The organism is Roseobacter sp. HKCCD6576-2 (assembly GCF_013179285.1).
GTDB lineage: Bacteria > Pseudomonadota > Alphaproteobacteria > Rhodobacterales > Rhodobacteraceae > Rhodophyticola > Rhodophyticola oceani.
In genome coordinates this window covers 210,289-230,552 of record NZ_WVNW01000001.1, presented here as the reverse complement: position 1 = coordinate 230,552, position 20,264 = coordinate 210,289, and the positions used below count along the sequence as shown (strand labels likewise).

At 61.5% G+C, this 20,264-nt stretch carries 18 protein-coding genes; 6 read left to right on the top strand and 12 right to left on the bottom strand.

Features of this window, described 5'->3' with window-relative positions; genetic code table 11:
* Positions 1-9: 9 nt before the first annotated feature.
* The gene (gene mutL, locus GTF44_RS01135) at positions 10-1,845 is read left to right on the top strand and encodes a DNA mismatch repair endonuclease MutL (protein ID WP_171559355.1); all 1,836 of its coding nucleotides are present in this window, start codon (positions 10-12) and stop codon (positions 1,843-1,845) included.
* Positions 1,842-3,011 (top strand): DNA recombination protein RmuC, encoded by a 1,170-nt coding sequence (locus GTF44_RS01130; RefSeq protein WP_171559352.1) that lies wholly within the window; start codon positions 1,842-1,844, stop codon positions 3,009-3,011. The genes mutL and GTF44_RS01130 overlap by 4 nt, the downstream gene beginning before the upstream one ends.
* On the opposite strand, the gene GTF44_RS01125 is transcribed toward GTF44_RS01130, so the two are convergent.
* Positions 3,008-3,460 carry a GAF domain-containing protein gene (locus tag GTF44_RS01125; RefSeq protein WP_171559350.1) on the bottom strand — a complete coding sequence of 151 codons (453 nt, stop codon included), beginning with the start codon at positions 3,458-3,460 and terminating at the stop codon, positions 3,008-3,010. The two genes, GTF44_RS01130 and GTF44_RS01125, sit on opposite strands and share 4 nt — an antisense overlap.
* 80 nt (positions 3,461-3,540) lie before the next feature.
* Positions 3,541-4,719, bottom strand: a complete 1,179-nt coding sequence (locus GTF44_RS01120) for an acetyl-CoA C-acyltransferase (protein WP_171559347.1) — start codon at positions 4,717-4,719, stop codon at positions 3,541-3,543.
* A 516-nt stretch (positions 4,720-5,235) separates the two neighbouring features.
* On the opposite strand from GTF44_RS01120, the gene GTF44_RS01115 reads away from it, so the two are divergent.
* Positions 5,236-6,816: a gamma-glutamyltransferase family protein gene (locus GTF44_RS01115; RefSeq protein WP_171559344.1), complete on the top strand. Its 1,581-nt coding sequence runs from the start codon at positions 5,236-5,238 to the stop codon at positions 6,814-6,816.
* 28 nt (positions 6,817-6,844) lie between these two features.
* Here the strand turns inward: GTF44_RS01115 and hspQ are convergent, their stop codons facing one another.
* Positions 6,845-7,171 (bottom strand): heat shock protein HspQ, encoded by a 327-nt coding sequence (hspQ, locus tag GTF44_RS01110; RefSeq protein WP_145213245.1) that lies wholly within the window; start codon positions 7,169-7,171, stop codon positions 6,845-6,847.
* 253 nt (positions 7,172-7,424) lie between these two features.
* On the opposite strand from hspQ, the gene GTF44_RS01105 reads away from it, so the two are divergent.
* Complete coding sequence (locus GTF44_RS01105) at positions 7,425-8,000, top strand: lytic transglycosylase (RefSeq protein WP_171559342.1); 576 nt, start codon at positions 7,425-7,427, stop codon at positions 7,998-8,000.
* A 4-nt stretch (positions 8,001-8,004) separates the two neighbouring features.
* Here GTF44_RS01105 and GTF44_RS01100 read toward each other — a convergent pair whose 3' ends face one another.
* From GTF44_RS01100 to GTF44_RS01085, 4 genes are all read right to left on the bottom strand, one after another.
* Positions 8,005-8,610 carry an outer membrane lipoprotein carrier protein LolA gene (locus GTF44_RS01100; RefSeq protein ID WP_171559339.1) on the bottom strand — a complete coding sequence of 202 codons (606 nt, stop codon included), beginning with the start codon at positions 8,608-8,610 and terminating at the stop codon, positions 8,005-8,007.
* A 61-nt stretch (positions 8,611-8,671) separates the two neighbouring features.
* Positions 8,672-11,467 (bottom strand): DNA translocase FtsK, encoded by a 2,796-nt coding sequence (locus GTF44_RS01095; RefSeq protein ID WP_171559336.1) that lies wholly within the window; start codon positions 11,465-11,467, stop codon positions 8,672-8,674.
* A gap of 11 nt (positions 11,468-11,478) precedes the next feature.
* Complete coding sequence (locus GTF44_RS01090) at positions 11,479-12,660, bottom strand: aminotransferase class I/II-fold pyridoxal phosphate-dependent enzyme (protein WP_171559333.1); 1,182 nt, start codon at positions 12,658-12,660, stop codon at positions 11,479-11,481.
* 117 nt (positions 12,661-12,777) lie between these two features.
* Positions 12,778-14,106 carry an amidase gene (locus tag GTF44_RS01085; RefSeq protein WP_171559331.1) on the bottom strand — a complete coding sequence of 443 codons (1,329 nt, stop codon included), beginning with the start codon at positions 14,104-14,106 and terminating at the stop codon, positions 12,778-12,780.
* Between the two features lie 87 nt (positions 14,107-14,193).
* On the opposite strand from GTF44_RS01085, the gene GTF44_RS01080 reads away from it, so the two are divergent.
* The gene (locus GTF44_RS01080; protein WP_171559328.1) at positions 14,194-15,417 is read left to right on the top strand and encodes an FAD-dependent monooxygenase; all 1,224 of its coding nucleotides are present in this window, start codon (positions 14,194-14,196) and stop codon (positions 15,415-15,417) included.
* Here the strand turns inward: GTF44_RS01080 and GTF44_RS01075 are convergent.
* From GTF44_RS01075 to GTF44_RS01060, 4 genes are all read right to left on the bottom strand, one after another.
* On the bottom strand, positions 15,414-15,596 hold the full coding sequence (locus GTF44_RS01075; RefSeq protein WP_145213265.1) for a Trm112 family protein: 183 nt from the start codon (positions 15,594-15,596) through the stop codon (positions 15,414-15,416). The genes GTF44_RS01080 and GTF44_RS01075 overlap by 4 nt on opposite strands.
* The gene (locus GTF44_RS01070) at positions 15,593-16,237 is read right to left on the bottom strand and encodes an LON peptidase substrate-binding domain-containing protein (RefSeq protein WP_171559624.1); all 645 of its coding nucleotides are present in this window, start codon (positions 16,235-16,237) and stop codon (positions 15,593-15,595) included. The genes GTF44_RS01075 and GTF44_RS01070 overlap by 4 nt, the downstream gene beginning before the upstream one ends.
* Positions 16,238-16,262: 25 nt before the next feature.
* Positions 16,263-17,171 carry a thioredoxin gene (gene trxA, locus GTF44_RS01065; RefSeq protein ID WP_171559325.1) on the bottom strand — a complete coding sequence of 303 codons (909 nt, stop codon included), beginning with the start codon at positions 17,169-17,171 and terminating at the stop codon, positions 16,263-16,265.
* Between the two features lie 78 nt (positions 17,172-17,249).
* The gene (locus tag GTF44_RS01060; RefSeq protein ID WP_171559322.1) at positions 17,250-18,038 is read right to left on the bottom strand and encodes an exodeoxyribonuclease III; all 789 of its coding nucleotides are present in this window, start codon (positions 18,036-18,038) and stop codon (positions 17,250-17,252) included.
* An 82-nt stretch (positions 18,039-18,120) separates the two neighbouring features.
* Between GTF44_RS01060 and GTF44_RS01055 the strand changes: the two genes are divergently transcribed.
* Entirely contained in the window at positions 18,121-19,371 is a 1,251-nt protein-coding gene (locus tag GTF44_RS01055; RefSeq protein ID WP_171559319.1) for an MFS transporter, read from the top strand.
* 115 nt (positions 19,372-19,486) lie between these two features.
* Here the strand turns inward: GTF44_RS01055 and GTF44_RS01050 are convergent, their stop codons facing one another.
* Positions 19,487-20,173, bottom strand: a complete 687-nt coding sequence (locus GTF44_RS01050) for a response regulator transcription factor (protein WP_145213279.1) — start codon at positions 20,171-20,173, stop codon at positions 19,487-19,489.
* Positions 20,174-20,264 lie beyond the last annotated feature (91 nt).

Here is a 20,264-nt window from a genome sequence, read left to right as displayed (position 1 = left end):
CATAGTGGCATGGCCAACCCACACCCCAAGATAGGCGACCCACCCCGGGTGATCCGACAATTGGACGACACCGCAATCAATCGGATTGCGGCGGGGGAAGTTGTCGAACGCCCTGCGTCTGCGGTGAAAGAGCTTGTGGAAAACGCGATTGATGCGGGCGCCAGCCGTATCTCGATTGATGTCGGCCATGGCGGCAAGCGCCTGATCCGAGTGACGGATGATGGGTGCGGCATGGGGCCGGAGGATTTGCCGCTGGCCTTGGCGCGGCACGCCACGTCGAAAATCGACGGCTCGGACTTGCTGAACATCCGCTCCTTCGGGTTTCGCGGCGAGGCTTTGCCCTCGCTTGGCGCGGTCGGGCGATTGACGATCACGAGCCGGATGGCCGGTGGCGAGGCGCATCAGGTCAGCGTGAGCGGCGGCGCGATAGGTCCGGTGAAACCCGCCGCTCTGTCCGCTGGCACCGTCGTAGAGTTACGCGATTTGTTTTTTGCCACGCCCGCCCGGCTGAAGTTCCTGCGCACGGATCGCGCCGAGATGCAGGCGATCTCCGATGTGGTGAAACGGCTCGCGATGGCGGAGCCTGGCGTTGGGTTCACCCTGCGCGATGTGAGCGATGGCGCGGCGCGGGTGACCTTCCGCGCCGATGCGGAACAGGGCGAGTTATTCGACGCGCTGCGCGCCCGGCTTGGCACCGTGATGGGGCGCGAGTTTACTGAGAACGCCCTGCCGATCGAGGCCGAGCGAGAGGGGCTGCGGTTGATTGGCTATGCGGGCCTGCCGACCTATTCGCGCGGGTCTGCCGTGGCGCAGTATCTCTTCGTCAATGGCCGCCCTGTGCGCGACAAGCTCTTGGTTGGCGCCCTGCGCGGGGCCTACGCGGATTTCCTGAGCCGGGACCGGCACCCCGCCGTGGCGCTTTTCATCGACTGCCCGCCCGAGCGGGTGGATGTGAATGTGCATCCCGCGAAGGCGGAGGTTCGGTTTCGCGAGCCGGGTGTGGCACGGGGCTTGATCGTCACAGCGCTCCGTCATGCCCTGGCCGAAGCGGGGCACCGTGCCTCGACCACTGTGGCGGGGGCCACGCTTGGGGCGATGCGGCCCGAACCAGTGGAGCCACGCATCTATCAGATGGACCGGCCAAGCCAGACCACCCTGCGCGCCGCGCGCGAGTGGCAGGCGCCCGGTCTTTCTGAAACCGCAGAGCCCTTTGCCGAGGCCAGCGCAAGGGTTGAGGTCATCGAAGAAGACCCGGGCGAGGTTGAAGCTCTGCCCTTGGGCGCGGCGCGGGCGCAGGTGCATGAAAACTATATCCTGGCTCAGACCGAGGATGGGCTGGTGATTGTCGATCAACACGCGGCCCATGAGCGGCTGGTCTATGAGAAACTGAAACGCCAGATGGCGGAAAATGGCGTTGCCGCGCAGGCTCTGTTGATCCCGGAAATCGTGACGCTTGGCACGGACGCTGAACGGCTCTTGGACATGGCCCCGGAGCTGGCGCGCTTTGGGCTCGGGATCGAGGCGTTTGGGCCGGGCACGGTTGCGGTGCGGGAGACGCCCGCGATCCTGGGCGCCGTCAATGCCGAGGCAATGCTCCGCGATATTCTCGATGAGCTGGATGAGCTGGGCGACAGTCAGACCTTGCAAGCCCGGATCGAAGCGATTTTGAGCCGCGTTGCCTGCCATGGATCAATCCGGTCGGGGCGGCGGATGCAGGCCGATGAGATGAACGCGCTTCTGCGTGAGATGGAGGCGACGCCACATTCGGGGCAATGCAACCATGGGCGGCCGACCTATGTGGAGCTAAAACTCAGCGATATTGAACGGCTGTTTGGGCGGACATGATACAGTTTGGCGAGACCCAGATTGACCTCAGCGACCCGCTGATCCTGGCACTTGTCATCGGCGGCGGTATCCTTTTGCTCATGCTGATCCTGATCGTCCTGGCGATGCGTGCCGCCAACCGCTCGGCCCGCGCGGTGGAACCGTTGGCGCAGCATATCGGCGGGCTTGGGCAACGGGTGCAGGGGTTGAGCGATGGTCAACATCAACTGGCCGGCGGACTTTCCCATGTCTCGGAAATGCAGGCCAAAGCACAGGCGCAGATGCTGGAAGCAATGGAACGGCGTCTGGAAGATGTGCAGAAATCCATGGGCGAGACACTGCACGGCACCTCAACCCGCACCGCGCGGAGCCTGGGCGAGTTGCAGCAGAAGCTGGAGCAGATCGACAAGGCCCAGGCGAATATCGAGAAGCTTTCGGGTGATGTGTTGAGCCTGCAAGATATTCTGTCGAACAAGCAAACACGCGGCGCATTTGGCGAGATTCAGTTGAACGATATCGTATCGAAGGCGCTGCCATCGGACAGTTATGCGTTTCAGGCGACGCTTTCCAACGGCAAACGCGCCGATGCGCTGATCCATCTGCCGAACCCACCGGGACCGATTGTGATCGACTCGAAGTTTCCCCTGGAGGCCTATGAAGCGCTTCGTCGGGCGAAGACCGAGTATGAGATGAATGAAGCCGCCAAGCAGATGCGCGTGGCCGTCAAAGCGCATATCAAGGCGATCTCTGAGCGCTATATTCTGGAAGGGGAGACCGCCGAGGGGGCGCTGATGTTCCTACCCTCCGAAGCGGTTTACGCCGAGTTACACGCGAATTTCCCGGAGCTTGTGCGCGAAGGGTTCGCCGCGCGTGTTTGGATCGTGTCGCCCACCACCTGCATGGCAACGCTCAACACGATGCGCGCCGTCCTGAAAGATGCCCGGATGCGAGAACAGGCCGGTGAGATACGCAAAGCGCTGAAGCAGTTGCATCGGGATGTGGAGATCGTGGAGGAACGGGCTGGCAAGCTGGAAACGCATTTGCGGCAGGCAGGCGAGGATTTGGCGGGAATCCTGACTGCGAGCGCCCGGGCCGGCAAACGCGCCGAACGGCTCGACAATTTCGATTTCGAGGAATTGGCCCCAGATGCGCCCGGCGACAGTGTGGTGCCCCTGCCGCGCCGTTAGCGCTGGAAGGTGTCCGCCAAGATCGTGGTTAACCGGTCCGCATCTTTTTTGGTGAAAGCGCTCGGCTGATCGCTGTCGATGTCGAAGACACCAATCAGGTCGCCAGCTTTGTTCCAGACCGGCAGGACCAGTTCGGATCGGGTCGAGGAGGCGCAGGCGATATGGCCGGGGAAGGCATCCACATCGTCGACGAGCTGCACCGCGCCGGTCCGGGCCGCAGCGCCGCAGACCCCGCGCGAAAACGGGATATGCAGGCAGCCATGTCCGCCTTGGTAGGGACCGATTTTAAGGAGTTCCGGCTCTGTGACCCGGTAAAACCCGGTCCAGTCGAAGCGATCATCGGCGTGATGCACCTCGCAGGCAACGGTCGCCATGAGCGCGACCTCATCGGTTTCGCCGTCGGTGAGGCTGGCGAGGGTCTGGGCGAGGGTCTGGTAGTTTACATTCATGGTAGCGCTTTGGATTTCTGTGGGAACGAGGGGTTTTCCACCCCTCGCGCTCCCCGAGGATATTTTTGAAGCAGAGAAGGTCAGACCCGCTCGATGGCAATGGCCGTGCCTTCTCCGCCACCGATACAGATCGCCGCGATACCGCGTTTGAGGTCGCGTTTTTCCAGCGCGTTGAGCAGGGTGACCATAATCCGCGCGCCAGAGGCCCCGATTGGATGGCCGAGGGCGCAAGCGCCGCCGTTCACATTGACCTTCTCGCGCGGCAGGTTGAACGCGTGCATGAAGGCCATGGGAACAACTGCGAAAGCTTCGTTCACTTCCCAAAGGTCGACATCTTCGGCGGTCCAGCCAAGCCGGGCGAGCAGTTTCTCCGCCGCAGGGACCGGCGCGGTGGTGAACCAACCGGGCTCCTGCGCATGGGAGGCGTGGCCGAGAATGCAGGCGCGGATCGGCAGGCCGTTTTCTTCCGCCACGGTTTCGCGGGCCAGGACCAAAGCCGCCGCCCCGTCGGAGATCGAGGATGCATTTGCGGGTGTCACAGTGCCATCTTTGCGGAAGGCTGGTTTCAGGGTCGGGATTTTCTCGGGCCGGGCATTTCCGGGCTGTTCATCGACGGCGACTTCAAAGGCGCCCTTGCGGGTTGTCACCGTTACAGGGGTCACCTCATCAGCGAAGGCGCCGCTTTCGATCGCAGCCAAAGCGTTGGAGAGTGAGCCCAGCGCATACTCGTCCTGCGCCTCGCGGGTGAATTGGTATTTCTCGGCACAATCCTCGGCAAAGGTGCCCATCAGACGGCCTTTGTCATAGGCGTCTTCCAACCCGTCGAGGAACATATGATCGATGGTTTGCCCATGACCAATGCGGGCACCGCCGCGCATATTGGGCAGGAGGTAAGGCGCGTTTGTCATGCTCTCCATGCCGCCCGCCACAATAAGATCGGTTTGGCCAAGCGCGAGTTGATCATAAGCGATCATCGCCGCCTTCATGCCGGAGCCGCACATTTTGTTCAGTGTGGTGGCCGGAACGTCCTGGCCAAGGCCCGCCTTGAAGCCAGCTTGACGCGCGGGAGCCTGGCCCTGACCGGCGGGCAGAACGCAGCCCATCAGCAACTCGTTCACCTGCGCGGCTGTCGCGCCAGATTGTGCCAAAGCAGCCTCAATTGCCGCACCGCCAAGATCTGCCGCGGTGACATCAGAAAACGCCCCCTGAAATCCGCCCATCGGCGTTCGCGATGCGCCGCAAATGACGACCTTATCCATGTTTCCCTCCGCTTTCTTCGCCCAACCCTTCGATACCGAAGAGCAAGCCCTAACTTCCAGACTCTATCTTACGGGCGGCGCAAGGAACAGGGATGACGCTGACCAAGGAGACCGAGGCGACGCCTGCATGATCCATATGGAGGACGATCGTCACACGCCAAGATAAGTGGGGTTGGCCAGGTCATCATCCACGATCCAACTTGGGGTTAGGACAGGTCTTGAACGCGCGAGAGAATCACCCGGACGTTTCGATTGCCCGGCCACCGAAGCCAATCACCGGATCATATCATGATTGTTTCCTGGCCACCCAAATTGCCACCGAAGCGCCACAATCGTTCCCAAACTTGGCCCGTTTGAGTCGCCAGACCAAGGCTGTAGCTGCATAGGCTTCCCTCGGTGCCGTGTCGCAAAGCCCCCACCCAGTGGCGCGGTTCCGAGGTCCTTGCAGTTTTCCCACTTGCTCCTGCTGACCCTTCCCCTACTTTGCCTTCGGATCATCGACGGAAAGGTAGACATATGCGCGATTTTCACCAACCCGGCCGCTCAACGGTGTTTGCAGAAAACGGCATGTGCGCAACTTCACATCCTCTCGCCGCAAAGGCGGCGGTCGGCCTCTTGGAGCAAGGTGGCAACGCCGTTGATGCCGCAATCGGGGCGGCGATTCTTCTCGGGTTTTGTGAACCTCAGATGACCGGCCTTGGCGGCGATATGTTCGCCATGGTGAAACGCGGCGACAGCGATGAGATCATTGGGCTGAATGCGTCGGGCAAAGGTCCGACCGGATTGTCCGCAGCCGCATTGCGGGCTGACGGCCACGAGACGATGCCGCTCTACCATCCGGCCGCCGTGACCGTGCCCGGGGCCGTGGATGGGTTTTGTCGATTGCACGGCGATATGGGGCAGCTCGCTCTCGCCGATGTCCTTTCTCCCGCCATTCGCTATGCGGAGGACGGCGTGCCGGTCGCACCGCGTGTCGCCGCAGATTGGGCAGAAGCAGCCGGAAATCTGTCTGGCAAGGCGCGAGACTTGTTCTTGCGACAAGGCCAAGTTCCGAAACCCGGGCAGGTGTTCCGCGCACCCGGGCAGGCAGAGGTATTGCGCAAGATCGCCGCCGAAGGGCGCGCCGGATTTTATGAGGGGGAAGTTGCCGCCGATATGGTCGCCAGCCTGCAGGCCTTGGGCGGCACGCAGACGGAGGCGGATTTCGCCAATGTCGCCTGCGATTACGTCACGCCGATCAAGACCACCTATCGCGGTGCGGAGCTGATCGAGCTGCCGCCGAATGGTCAGGGCGCCGCCGCAATCCTCCTCGCCAATATATTGGCGGAGTTTGACATCGCCAGCATGGACCCTTGGGGGACCGAACGCGCACATATTGAGGCCGAAGCGACCAAACTGGCCTATGATGCGCGCAATCGCTTCATCGCGGATGCAGAAAGCTGCACTCGGGTTGACCATCTGACATCGCCGGAAACCGCCAAATCCTTGGCCGCGCTGATTGATCCCAACGGCGCGATGACGGATGCCGAAGCCGTCTCGGAAGCGGTGCATAAAGAAACCATCTATATCACGGTGGTCGACAAGGATCGGATGGCGGTCTCCCTGATCTACTCAATCTTCCACAGCTTCGGCTCGGGCCTGGCCAGTGACCGCTTTGGCATCCTGTTCCACAACCGCGGCGCAGGCTTTGCCTTGACAGAGGGGCACCCAAACGAGGCTGGCCCCGGCAAGCGCCCGATGCACACCATCCTTCCAGGAATGCTGCGTGACCCGAACGGCAACCTGATCTCCTTCGGGGTGATGGGCGGGCAGTACCAGGCCACAGGACATGCGCGCTTTTTGACCAATGTGGTCGATTTCGGCATGGGGCCACAGGCGGCAATCGACGCCCCCCGCTGTTTCGCCGAGGCCGGAGAACTCAAGATCGAGCGTGGCTATGCACAGGATGTGCAGGACGCATTGGCCGCAAAAGGACACAAGATCGCGGTGCCTGATCTACCGATCGGTGGTGCGCAAGCAATCCGCATTGACGCCGAAACCGGCCTCTTGGAAGGCGGCTCAGACCCGCGCAAAGATGGGTGTGCTCTCGGGTATTGATCGCGCGGCGCTTCGGCGCCGCAGTAGCTCAATTCAGCTGATATTCAAGCGGATACCGTCCGTCTTGGAAATCGCCGAACAAATCGGGCAAATCCGGGTGATCAACCGGCTCGCCGGTGTTGTCGGGAACAAGGTTCTGCTCCGACACATAGGCGACATAGTAGGTCTGATCATTCTCCGCCAAGAGGTGATAGAAGGGCTGCGCCTTGGACGGGCGGCTGCCCTCCGGTATGGCGTCATACCATTCCTCTGTATTGGCAAACTCCGGATCGATATCGAAAACCACCCCGCGAAACGGGTGTTTTTTGTGCCGAACAACCTGCCCGAGGTTGTATTTTGCGTTGCTGGTCAACATGGCGAAGCGCCCCCTTAACAATTTCCTAAACCTTGGGGCGGGCCCTTGTCCATCGAACATCGCCAGATTTGCGGGAAACAGACTGTGAACCTTAATTTGACAGTGCAAAATTCTCAATCAGACGAATGGTTTGGCCAGCACCATCACAATGCTGTTCATCCTGGGCGATGATGTGCAGCTTGGCATTTCCTGATCCGCAGAAATCCCGTATACTCCTTCAAAACAAATATAGAATTCGAGCAGGCAAAAATTCATGAAACAGGCAGTGTTTTTCCTGATGTTGCTGGTATTGGCAGGCTGTGGGCGCAATTTCTCGGCCCCTCGAGACCTGGATAATGCCTGCGAGATCGCAGACGAACGCCCGGCGTATTTCCGCGCGATGCGCGCGACCGAGCGTAATTGGGGCGTGCCAATCCATGTGCAGATGGCGACAATTTACCAGGAAAGCCGGTTTATCGGCGATGCGCGGACGCCGTTTCGCTATGCGCTTGGGGTGATCCCCATGGGGCGCCAAAGCTCCGCCTTTGGCTATAGCCAGGCGTTAGACGGAACTTGGGAAGAATATCAGCGCTCTACCGGCAATCGCCGGGCCCGGCGCACTGATATCGGCGATGCGACCGATTTCATGGGCTGGTATATGACCCGCACAGTGGAACGGAACGGTGTGCCGCTAACCGATGCGCGGAACCAGTATCTGGCCTATCATGAGGGCCACACAGGCTATGCCCGCGGCAGCTATAACGCCAAACCCTGGCTTCTCCGCGTGGCCAGCGATGTGGCCGACCGCGCGCAAACCTATCAGCTACAACTGGCCAGCTGCCGCCGCTGATCCGTCAATCGTTCAGACCGCGGGCATCAATCTCTTGCGGGATATTGAAGAGCCGGGCGCGAACCGTCACGTCTGTCTCCAGTTCTCCCAGAATGACCGTCGTATCGCTGCCCGCTTCGTCGGTGATCACCCATTGGCGAAGTTCCACCGGATTGCCGGTGAAAACCAAAGTGATTTGACCGATCTCCGGATGTTCGGGGTCTTGTGCGACCACCCGTGTTGATGTGCCATCGCCCTCATGGCCGATCACCATACCGGATCGGCCCAGATCTACATTCCGCGCGAGGATCAGGTGCAGCGGCGTGCGGCGGAGCGGATATTGTTCGGGCCTTTGGTTCGAGCGCGCGTCGAAGATCGCAACTTGGCCGCCCCCTGCAATGACCAACAGGTCATCATCGCCGCCGCCATATTCAAATCGCACACGTCCAGGCCGCTGAAGATAGAGCGTTCCGGTTGAGATTGTGCCATCGGCGTTGATCTGCGTGAACGACCCTTCGGCGGTGCGCAGCGTGTTCAGATAGGCCGACAGTTGGGACAGCGGGATCGCTTGCGCCCAAGCCGGCAAGGCGGTGGTGACGACCAGCGCCACGGACAGAAGAAACCGTTTCATGGCTCCAATTTAATCAGTCCGCGCCGGAGTTACACCTCACGTCCGCGCCATCGGCGGAAAATCACGCTTGTTCCGGCACCAAAATCTCGCGTTTGCCCACATGGTTGGCGGCAGAGACCAGCCCGCTATCTTCCATCTGCTCCACCAAGCGCGCAGCTTTGTTGTAACCAATCGCCAGTTTGCGCTGGATGTAAGAGGTGGAGCATTTGCGGTCATTGATCACAATCGCCACTGCCTGATCATAGAGGGCGTCTTCGCCATCGGTGTTGCCACCAAGGCCCAGCACCATGTCGATATCGCTTTCTTTGTCCTCATCGGGACCATCCAGAACGCTCGCGGCATAATCGGGCGGTCCGAAGCTCTTCAGATGACGCACGATCTCTTCAACCTCTTCATCGCTGACGAAGGGGCCATGGACGCGGGTGATCTTGGCGCCACCCGCCATGTAGAGCATATCGCCCATGCCTAAGAGCTGTTCAGCCCCCTGCTCACCCAGAATGGTCCGGCTGTCGACTTTTGAGGTCACGTGGAACGAAATCCGCGTCGGGAAGTTGGCTTTGATCGTCCCGGTGATCACGTCAACCGAGGGCCGCTGCGTCGCCATGATGATATGGATGCCTGAGGCCCGCGCCATCTGCGCCAGGCGTTGGATGCAGGCCTCAATCTCTTTGCCCGCCACCATCATCAAATCCGCCATCTCATCGACGACAACAACGATGAACGGCATGCGCTCGGGTGCAAACTCCTCGGTCTCGAAGACGGGTTCGCCGGTTTCGTCGTCAAACCCGGTCTGCACCGTGCGGCTGAACATCTCGCCTTTGGACAGCGCATCATCGACGCGGCTGTTATAGCCTTCGATGTTGCGCACACCCATTTTGGACATTTTGCGATAGCGCTCTTCCATCTCGCCGACAGTCCATTTCAACGCAACCACAGCCTTCTTCGGGTCGGTCACAACGGGCGAGAGCAGATGCGGGATGCCGTCATACACGCTGAGTTCCAGCATTTTCGGGTCGATCATGATCATCCGGCACTCTTCCGGTGTCATTTTGTAGAGCAGGCTCAGGATCATCGTGTTGATCGCAACGGATTTACCCGAGCCGGTGGTCCCCGCGATCAGGAGGTGAGGCATTTTCGCCAGATTCGCGACCACAGGATCACCGCCGATATCCTTGCCGAGCGCCAAGGGCAGGCGTTGGTTGCTGTCGCCGAAATCGCGACTCGACAGAATCTCGCGCAGCACCACCTTCTCGCGATGCTGGTTCGGCAATTCGATCCCGATGACACTCCGGCCCGGCACGGTGGAGACGCGCGCCGAAAGCGCCGACATGGACCGCGCGATATCGTCGGCCAAACCAATCACCCGGCTGGCTTTCAGGCCAGGCGCAGGTTCAAGCTCATACATGGTCACGACCGGGCCGGGGCGAACGCTGACGATCTCGCCTTTCACACCGTAGTCATCCAACACATTTTCCAGCATCCGCGCGTTTTCTTCGAGCGCCTCATCGCTCAGATGATGCCGCTCGATGGCAACCGCGCTCGTCAGAAGCGACAGGGGCGGAAACTCATACTCGGCCGCCTCCGCCTCCAAGGGCAGTGACGGTTGTGCATCGGCCATTGCCGCGCGAGAGGGCGTCATTTTGCGGGCCTGATGCTGGACCACCTTTTTCGGTTCAGCTTGCGGGACGGCAAAGGCGGCCGCGCGGGACGGCTCGGCATCATACTCGGCCACACGCTCGGAATGCGGCAGTGGGATCGTCTCCTGCGGGGCTAGGGGCTGCGCCTCACTTGCGACGCTGGTTAAGGGCGGCTCAACCCGCGTGAGTGGCGGCGCGGCCCGTGTCGCGGTCATCGCTTTGTGCCGCGCGACGGCTGCTTGCGGTGTGGTCAGCGGTCGCCGCACGCGACTTTTGATCACATCGGCGATTTTCTCGCGAATGCGGTCGTCATCAGGGGCATCAATATCATCAACCGCTGCGGTGCCGCGTTCGGGCAACTCGGGTTCTAGATCAACTGCCCGCTCCTTGCTGCGCAAAAGCGGGACACGGGCCAAGAGGCCGGGGCGCGGCGCGGCGATGGGGGCCGGATCAAGCTCTGCAATATCCTCATGGAAGATATTCTCGTCTTCAATCTCGTCTGCCTCGTGTCGGGCAAGGGCGCGCGCCTGACGCCGTGCCTGTAGGGATTGCGCAGCTTGTCCAGCACCGCGACCGGCCTGCCCAAAGAGCGTGGCCAACCCCGCAATGGTCGATACCAGCCCGACCAGCAGGAAGCGCAAAGCCACACGCAGTTCAGGTTTGTTGACGCCAAGCACAAACAGGCCGAGCGCCAGGAAGGCCAGGAAGCTGAGCGCGGCGAGGAGTTTCAGGCCGAATTCCGACCCAAATGGCAGGATGTTCAAAAGCGCGCCAAGCACCGTGTCGCCAAACAGCCCGCCCAATCCAAAGCTATGGCTCCATTCCGACCCCGGCGCATAGCTCGCGGCATAGATCGCCGCTAAAGCAACCGCAATTGGCAGGAACACGACCCGCCCAATCGCCCGGTCAGCGCCACGATGGAAGAGGAGCCGCGCACCCCAAACGAGGGCACCAATGGCGAGGCCGTAAGCCCCATAGCCGACGATCAACATCAAAACCGCCGCAATCGCCGCGCCCACATGGCCCAGATAGTTCTGCGGCACTGCATCCGTCGCAACGGTCCAGTTCGGATCTTCCGGCGAGTAGGAGACAAGCATCATAACCAGCGCGACACCGAGCACCATCAAGCCCAGCCCCAGAAGCTCTTGACCGCGTCGTTCAAGCGCGGCTTGCATCCGGCTGTCCAAAAGCGGGTCGCGCTGTCGTGTCTGATACGCCATAGATCTCTACCTCACCGATATAAACAGTCGCGGAGCTTGATCAGCCCGCGCCGCATGTCGTCTTTTTCAGCCACCATCGCCACGCGGATGCGATCCGCGCCCGGCGTGTGGCCCTCGATTGTCCGCGCCAGATAGGCCCCGGGCAGAACCCGAACACCCGTCTCGCGCCATAATTTCAGGGTTGCCGCCTCGCCGTCCTCCGCCGGAAGCCAGAGGAAAAACCCCGCCTCGGGCGGCCTGTAGCCTTGGAGGCCGTCGAAAACCTCGTCGGCGATGGCATACTTCTCCGCGTAAAGCGCGCGGTTGGTGATCACATGGTCTTCGTCCGCCCAAGCGCGCGCAGCGACAGCTTGGAGCGGCATCGGAAGAGGCGCGCCCGCATAGGCGCGCAGCTGTTTCAGGCGCGCGATGCTCTTTTCACCGCCAGCGGCGAAGCCAGAGCGGAGGCCGGGCAGGTTGGACCGCTTCGAAAGCGAGTGGAAAATCACGACCCGGTCAGGGTCCGCCCCGATCTCAGAGGCGATCTGCAACGCGCCCGGCGGCGGCATCTCGCGATAGATCTCCGAATAGCACTCATCCGCGAAAATCTGGAAATCATATTGCTCGGCCAGGCTGATCAGATCGGCCCAATACGCTCGATCCGCCACCGCGCCCTGCGGGTTCGCGGGCGAGCAGATATAGGCGACCGTGACCCGCTCCAATATCTCGGGCGGCAAGCCTGCATAATCCGGCAAGTTGCCCGTCGTGTCGGTCGCGGGGACATAGACCGGCTCCGCCCCGACGGCCAACGCGGCCACGGCATAGACTTGATAAAACGGGTTGGGCGTCAGAATAACAGGCTGTTTGCCGCCCTTCGTCTCGGGGCTCAGCGCGATCAGCGCGTTGAAAAGCCCCTCGCGCGTGCCATTCAAAGGCAAGACCTGGGTCCCCGCATCGACCGAGACATCATAGCGGCGTTTGATCCAATCGGCGATGGCTTGCTGCAACGCCGGGCTGCCATCATTCGCCGGGTATTTGGCGAAGCCGTCGACGTTTTCGGCCAGCACATTGCCCACCCAATCGGGGAACGCGTGGCGCGGTTCACCGATCGTCATGACAATCGGTTCGTCCCCAGGCTGATGGGAATCGAGCAAGGTCCGCAAACGCGGAAACGCATATTCTGGCAGGTCCGAAAACCGCTCTGGAAAGTCCATGTCTGCCTCAGTTTCAGGATCATAGCGCCCTGATTTGCAGACAGTGTACGGCGATGGGCCGCGTGGGTCCAGAAAAACGCGCCTTTTCAGGGCGTAAAGGCGCAACGCCTGTGGCGCTTAGGCCAATGCCCGCTCCGCCGCCGCCGCAATGCGCAGAAGTTGTGGCTCTGCCATCGGTGGGCACAAGATCATGATGCCTGTTGAGGGAATACCCGTCGGCAGGGTCACGGCGCAGAGCCCCATCAGGTTGCCAACACGGGTGTTGCGCAGGGTCAAAAGGTTCTCGGTCACGAAATAATCGTCGTCATTCATCAGGCGCGCGGCATTTGCGGGCAGGTTCGCCGCCGTTGGCAATAGCACCGCGTCATAGGCGGCGGTCTCACGCGCCCAATCTCGCCTCAGACGGCGCAACCGCTGCCATCCGGCAACGAAATCAGGCGCGCTGACCTCGCGCCCCTGGCGGAACCGGTCGCGGACCCGGTCAAACATCTTCTCGGGCGCGGCCTCGATCGTCTCGCCCCAGGTGCCATAGGCCTCTCCGGTGAACAGCATCAGCGTTGTCTGCATCGCCTCGTCGATAGCCGGGATCGTCCCGGTATCGATCTGCGCCCCGGCTTGGGCAAGCCGGGCGACGGCGGATTGAAATGCCGCACCGGACGCGTCGCGCACATCCGAAGAATAGGGCTCCAGCACCAAAAACCGTTTGTCGGCCAGTCGCGCGCCGGTGAGATCGACAGGCTTGTCGCCCTCCATCACCGCCAGCAAATGCGCCGCATCTTCGACAGTCTTGGTTAGCGGGCCAACAGTGTCGAAGCTCTCCGCCAAGGGCACAACGCCTTGACGGCTGAGCCGCCCGTGGGTGGTTTTAAGGCCGACCAGATCGTTGTAAGCGGCAGGCAAACGGACCGACCCACCGGTATCCGACCCGATCCCTGCCGCCGCCAGACCGAAGGCGACAGAGGCGGCCGCGCCGGAAGACGACCCGCCCGGCACGAGCGCGGGATCATTCACATTGGGGGGTGTCGCGGTGATCGGGTTCACGCCCAGACCGGAAAAGGCCAGTTCCGTCATATGGGTCTTGCCGAGGCAGACCAGACCAGCCCGCGTCGCCCGCGCCAAAACCTCGGCATCTTCAGACGGCACGCGACCTTTCAACAGAGCCGATCCCGCCTCCGTCGGCAGGCCAGCGGTATCGAACAGGTCTTTCCAGGAGATTGGCACACCATCCAAAAGCCCGCGCCGCACGCCGTCTTTTGCCCGCGCCGCCGAGGCCTCTGCCTCCGCCAGCGCGCGCTCTGGCGTCAACATCGTGTAGATTCGGTCTGTATCCGGAAAAGCCCCACAGGCGGTCAGATAGGCTTCGGTCAACGCCACCGGGTCGATCTCGCCCGCGCCGATCGCCCGACCCAAATCGCTCGCGCTCAAGCTTTGCCAATCGTCCCGCATATTCCTGCCCCCGTCATGGTGTCGCGGGCCACGCTATCTGTGCGTTCCGCGTTGGACAATCCTCGACGCACCTGCATATTCCCTCTTATGGCACATGACGCAGATGTTCTGATTGTCGGCGGCGGCTTGAACGGCCCCTGCCTGGCGCTGGCCCTGGCGCAAGCGGGGTTTTCCAGCCTGGTTTTGGACGCGCAAAGCACCGAAAATCGAGGCGCAGACACGTTTGACGGGCGGTCTTACGCGCTGGCCCTGGCCTCGACCAAACTGCTGGATGCGTTGGGGCTTTGGGAGGATTTGGCCGATCACGCGCAGCCAATCTTGGAAGTCATTGCAAGCGATGGGCGGGCCGGCGAAGGGCCGTCGCCGTTTTTCCTGCATTTCGATCATGCGGAGATTGAAGAAGGCCCAATGGGCCATATGCTGGAAGATCGCTATCTGCGGCAGGCCCTGCTCGCCGCGATGGAGGCCGATCCTCTGGTCACACACCGCCCGGGCGCACGCGTCATCGCACAGGATACGGAAACAGGCGCGCGCGTCACGCTCGACGATGGCACCGACCTGACCGCACGGCTGCTTATCGGCGCCGATGGGCGGCAAAGCGGTGTGGCCGCGCGCGCCGGGATCAAACGCACCGGATGGGATTATGGGCAAACCGCGCTGGTCTGCGCGATTGCCCATGAGAAACCTCATAACGGCATCGCGCATCAGTTTTTCATGCCGCCCGGGCCGCTGGCAATTCTGCCGCTGCCCGGCAACCGGTCGTCAATTGTTTGGAGCGAAACTCATGAGGCTGCCGCGCGGATCAATGCGCTCTCCGACGCAGACTATCTCGACGCGCTCCGCCCCCGGTTCGGCGATTTTCTGGGCGAGATCAGCCTTGAGGGCGCGCGGTTCAGCTATCCATTGACCCTGACACTCGCCAGCAGCTTCGTGGCCCCAAATCTGGCCCTGGTGGGGGACGCCGCCCATGGTGTGCACCCGATTGCGGGCCAAGGTCTGAACCTAGGCCTCCGCGATGTCGGCGCATTGGCCGAAGTGCTGGCGGATGCGAAACGGCGTGGCGAAGATTTTGGTGCCATTGATGTGCTGGAGCGCTATCAAACTTGGCGCCGCTTTGACACCGCCGCGTTGGCCGCCGGGATGGATGCGGTGAACAAGTTGTTCTCCAACGATAATCCGCTGCTGCGTGCCGGGCGTGACCTGGGTCTTGGCGTGGTGAATGCGCTGCCGGGTCTCCGGCGTCGGTTTATCCGCGAGGCCGCCGGGCTGGCCGGCGATTTGCCGCGTCTGCTGCGCGGCCGTCCACTTTAGTCGATTTTCCGAGCTTCTTCTTCCAAGAGAATCGGAATCCCGTTGCGGATCGGGAAGGCCAGATGCGCGGCTTTGGAGATCAGCTCCTGCGCCTCCGCATCATAGCTGAGCGGCGCATGGGTCAAGGGGCAAACCAGGGCCTCCAACATCCGGCGATCGGCTTGAGCAGCAGGGGTCATTGCAGAACCTCTTCGGTCGCACCACCGCGCAGCGCAAATTCGATCAGCGTCACCAGGGTTTCGCGGCGGGTGGTCAATGATGGCGCCTCCAGTAGCGCCTGCTTCTCTTCGGGCTCAAACGGGCAGAGCATCGACAGCGAGTTGATCAACAACTCATCCTCCGCATCTTTCAGACTGTCCCAATCCGTCGACAGCGACAGCGCTTCGAAATAACGCGAGAGAAGGTCGAGAAATTCGGGCCGGTTGAAGCTTTCATCCCGCTCAATGCCGCCCCGGTCGGCCTCAAACCCGTCCCAAGATACATCCGCCTTCAAATATGGGCTGAACCCCGAGACCTCACGCGTCACGCGATAGCGCGAGATGCCCGACAGCGTGATCATGTAGCGCCCATCCTCGGTCTCCGAGAATTGCGTGATCCGGCCCGCGCACCCAATCGCATGAAGGCGTTTGTCAGCATTACCCGGCACGTCGCGCGGCTGCACCATGCCGATCAAGCGGTGCCGAGTTTTGAGCGTATCATCCAGCATCGCGAGATAGCGCGGCTCGAAAATATGCAGCGGCAGACGCGCGCGCGGCAAAAGCAGCGCGCCCGGAAGTGGGAACACCGGAAGGGTGTCGGGAAGGTCGGCTGAGGACATCATACCCAACATGTAGCACGCTGTGCGTTTAGGCAAAGATCATTGAGCTGAGTTTCCGGCGACCGGTGAGAACAATCGGGTCCTCAGGTTTGAGCGCATCGAAAATCGTGAAGAGCTGTGTCTTGGCGGCGCCATCGTTCCACTCTCGATCTCGGCGGAAGAGATCAAGCAGTTGATCAACTGCCTCTTCAACTTGACCGGCAGCATGCAAGGCCAGCGCGTAATCAAACCGGGCTTGATGGTTGTCGGGGTCGGCCTCGACCGCGGCGGACAGATCTCCCAAAGGCCCTGCATCGGCGGCCTGACGCGCCAGTTCCAATTGCGCCCGCGCGGCTTCAACCTCTGCCGAGTTGGCAATCGCCTCGGGCGCATTCGCCAAGAGCGCGTCGGCCTGATCGGTGTCACCCGTCGCCAAATGGGCACGAACCAAACCACCATAGGCGGCGGCGTTTTCGGGTTCTTCGCCGAGGATGGCGGCAAAGGTCTGCGCGGCATCGACGGCGGCGCCTTCCTCCAGCATCGCCTCAGCCGCCTCAACCGCCTCGCTCAACCCATCATCGCCGGCAAGCGCCGAAAGCTTCTCGACAAAGCGTTTCACCTCGGCCTCGGACACCGCGCCTTGGAACCCATCCACCGGCTGCCCCTGGTGGAATGCATAGACAGTCGGGATCGACTGGATACGCAACTGACCCGCGATCTGTTGGTTCTGGTCCACATCGACCTTCACCATTTTGACCTTGCCCTTGGCCGCCTTGACCGCCGCCTCAAGCTGCGGCCCGAGCGTTTTGCACGGCCCGCACCAGGGCGCCCAGAAATCGACGATCACCGGCACGTCTTTGCTGGCCTCGATCACATCGACCATAAAGGTCGCTTCAGAACTGTCTTTGATCAGATCGGCCGCACCGGCATCCGCCGCGCCTTGCCCCAACTCCAACATGGGTCATATCCCTTCAGATTCACTTGGCAGTGTATATGGAACCTGAACGCGCCGAGGCCAAGGGGCGATGCGCCGCTCCTAGAGATCGAAGGTCGCAAAAACCGGCGCGTGATCGGAGGGTTTCTCCCATCCGCGCACATGGCGCAAAACGCGCGAACTGTGCGACGCGTTTGCGATATCCGGCGTTGCCCAGACATGATCGAGCCTGCGGCCCTTATCTGCGGCCTCCCAATCCCGCGCGCGGTAGGACCACCAGGAATAAAGCACGCCCTCGGGGATATCTTTGCGGGTCACATCGACCCATCCGGCACTGTCTTGCACTTGCGCCAGATGCTCCACTTCGATCGGCGTATGGCTCACAACCTTGAGCAATTGCTTGTGGGACCAGACATCATCCTCACGCGGTGCAATATTGAGGTCGCCGACAAGAATGCTCTTCTCGGGCGTCTCACCATGGAACCAATCCCGCATCTCCGTCAGGAAATCGAGCTTATGGCCGAATTTCTCGTTCTTCTCGCGGTTCGGCTCGTCGCCCCCGGCCGGGACATAGAAATTATGCACCGTAACGCCGTTTTCGAGCTTCGCGGCCACGTGGCGCGCGTCGCCCTTACCAACGAAATCCCGGTGCCCGACATCCTCGAGTGGCAGCTTCGACAGGATCGCGACGCCGTTATATCCCTTCTGTCCGCGCGCCACCATGTGGCCATATCCAGCGGCGGCAAACACTTCGACCGGAATTTTCTCAACCGGCGACTTACACTCCTGCAAGCAGAGCACCTCCGGCCCTTCGTCGCGCAAAAGCTTGGTAACAAGCTCGGCGCGAAGCCGAACGGAGTTGATATTCCAGGTGGCAAGCGTGAAAGACATGATGCGGTCCCGATCCCCGTGTTGTGCCGCTTCGGTTTACGTGCCAGCGTCGGGCTTTGCAAATGTCCGAAAGGTGGGCGTGATGGCGTGGCTCCTTCTGAAACAGAACCGGAACTACCGCCTGCTTTTCTCCGGCGCGGGCGCCTCCAATCTCAGTGACGGGGTGGGCGCTCTGGCCTTTCCTTGGCTGGCCACGTTGATTTCGACAAACCCGTTCGATCTTGCCCTTGTGGCCTTTGCCACCCGGCTGCCGTGGTTCCTGCTCTCGTTACCTGTCGGGGTCATCACCGACCGGGCGGACCGGCAACGGTTGATGGTGCGCGCGGACTTGGTGCGGATGGGGCTGGCCTTTGGCGTGGTGGCGCTGATTGCCGCCGGGCCGCCGCTGCCTGCGGGCGAAAACGCGACTTGGATGATCGCGGCACTGGCGGGCCTCGCGTTCCTGATGGGCGCGGCGGAAGTCGTCCGTGACAATGCGGCACAAACGGCTCTGCCGTCCCTCGTGGAAAAGCGCGACCTGGAAACCGCGAATGGCCAGATCTGGAGCATCGAGCAGATTATGGGGAGCTTTGTCGGCCCGCCGCTTGCCGGTCTGCTGATCGCGCTGGCCGTGCCCGCCCCCTTCCTTTTTGAAGCGATCGGCTTCGCCTTGGCCGCCTTCGCCGTCTGGGCCATAGCTTTTCCACCGCGCCTCAACCGGGGTCTGCCCGCCGGGTTCTGGGTAGAGCTGATCGAAGGTGCGAAGTGGATCAAGCAGCATGGCGTTCTCTTACAACTTGCCATCATGCTTGGGCTGATGAATGCTCTCTCACTGGCCGCGATGACCTATCTGGTGCTCTTTGCACAGGATATCCTCGCGCTAGAGGCCGTGGGCTACGGCATCCTGCTCACCGCCGGAGCGGCGGGCGGCGTCACAGGGGGGCTCTGCGGCCCTTGGATCGCCGCGCGCCTCGGTCCGCAGCAAAGCGTGATCCTCGCCCTCTTCGGCATGGCCCTGCCGTTCTCCTTGCTCTATCTCACGTCGTCCGCGTTGGTCGTGGGTGCCGCGCTTTTTGCAGGGATCCTCTTCGGCATGCTCTGGAATGTGGTCACCGTCTCTTACCGCCAAAGGGTCGTGGCCGACCTTCTGCTTGGACGGGTCAACAGCATCTATCGGTTCTTCGGATGGGGCATGATGCCCCTCGGTGCCCTGGCGGGCGGAGCGTTCATGGCATGGGCCGAGCCGGAAATGGGCCGGGAGCTTGCCCTGCGGGTGCTTTACCTCGGCGTCTCAGGCGGCCTGGGGCTGATGTTTCTTTACGGTCTCTGCTGCCTGCGCCTGCCCCGGACGTGAAAAAAAGAGGCCCGGACGCGAGGGTCCGGGCCAGTCCAACAGGGAGGTAATAAACCTGTTCTACGGCGCAACCAAAAGTTGCACTTTGATTTCGATCAATACCGCCAGGCGGTCGTCACGAGACCAGCCGATAGCCGCCGCTTTCGGTAACCAAAAGCCGCGCATTTGACGGATCTGGCTCGATTTTTTGCCGCAAGCGATAGATATGGGTCTCAAGCGTGTGCGTGGTGACACCGGCATTGTAACCCCAGACTTCGTGTAGAAGAATATCGCGGGCCACAACACCATCCTGAGCGCGGTAGAGGAACTTCAGGATGTTCGTCTCTTTTTCGGTCAGGCGGATTTTCTTGTTGTCCTCGGTCTCCAAGAGCTTCATCGCGGGCTTGAACGTATAGGGTCCAAGCTGGAACACGGCGTCTTCGGACTGTTCGTGCTGGCGGAGCTGGGCACGGATACGCGCCAAGAGCACCGGGAACTTAAATGGCTTGCTGACGTAGTCATTGGCACCAGCGTCGAGGCCCAGAATCGTGTCGGCATCACTGTCATGACCGGTCAGCATCAGGATCGGGCATTTCACCCCTTGCTTACGGAGCAAACGGCAAAGCTCGCGCCCATCGGTATCGGGCAGACCCACATCGAGGATCACCAAATCATAGATCGCTTCTTTCGCGCGCTCCATCGCGCCGGTGCCGTTACCGGCTTCGAACACGTCAAACTCTTCGGTCATCACCAGCTGTTCCGACAGCGCCTCGCGCAAATCTTCGTCATCGTCGACCAGCAGAATCTTTCGCAAAGTGGCCATGGGTCTACCTCGTTCCTGTTTCTGGTCCCCGACATGCGCCTCACTCACGCTGTTGGCAAGGTGGTCGAAAAAAACCTCACGCAGCCGTGTC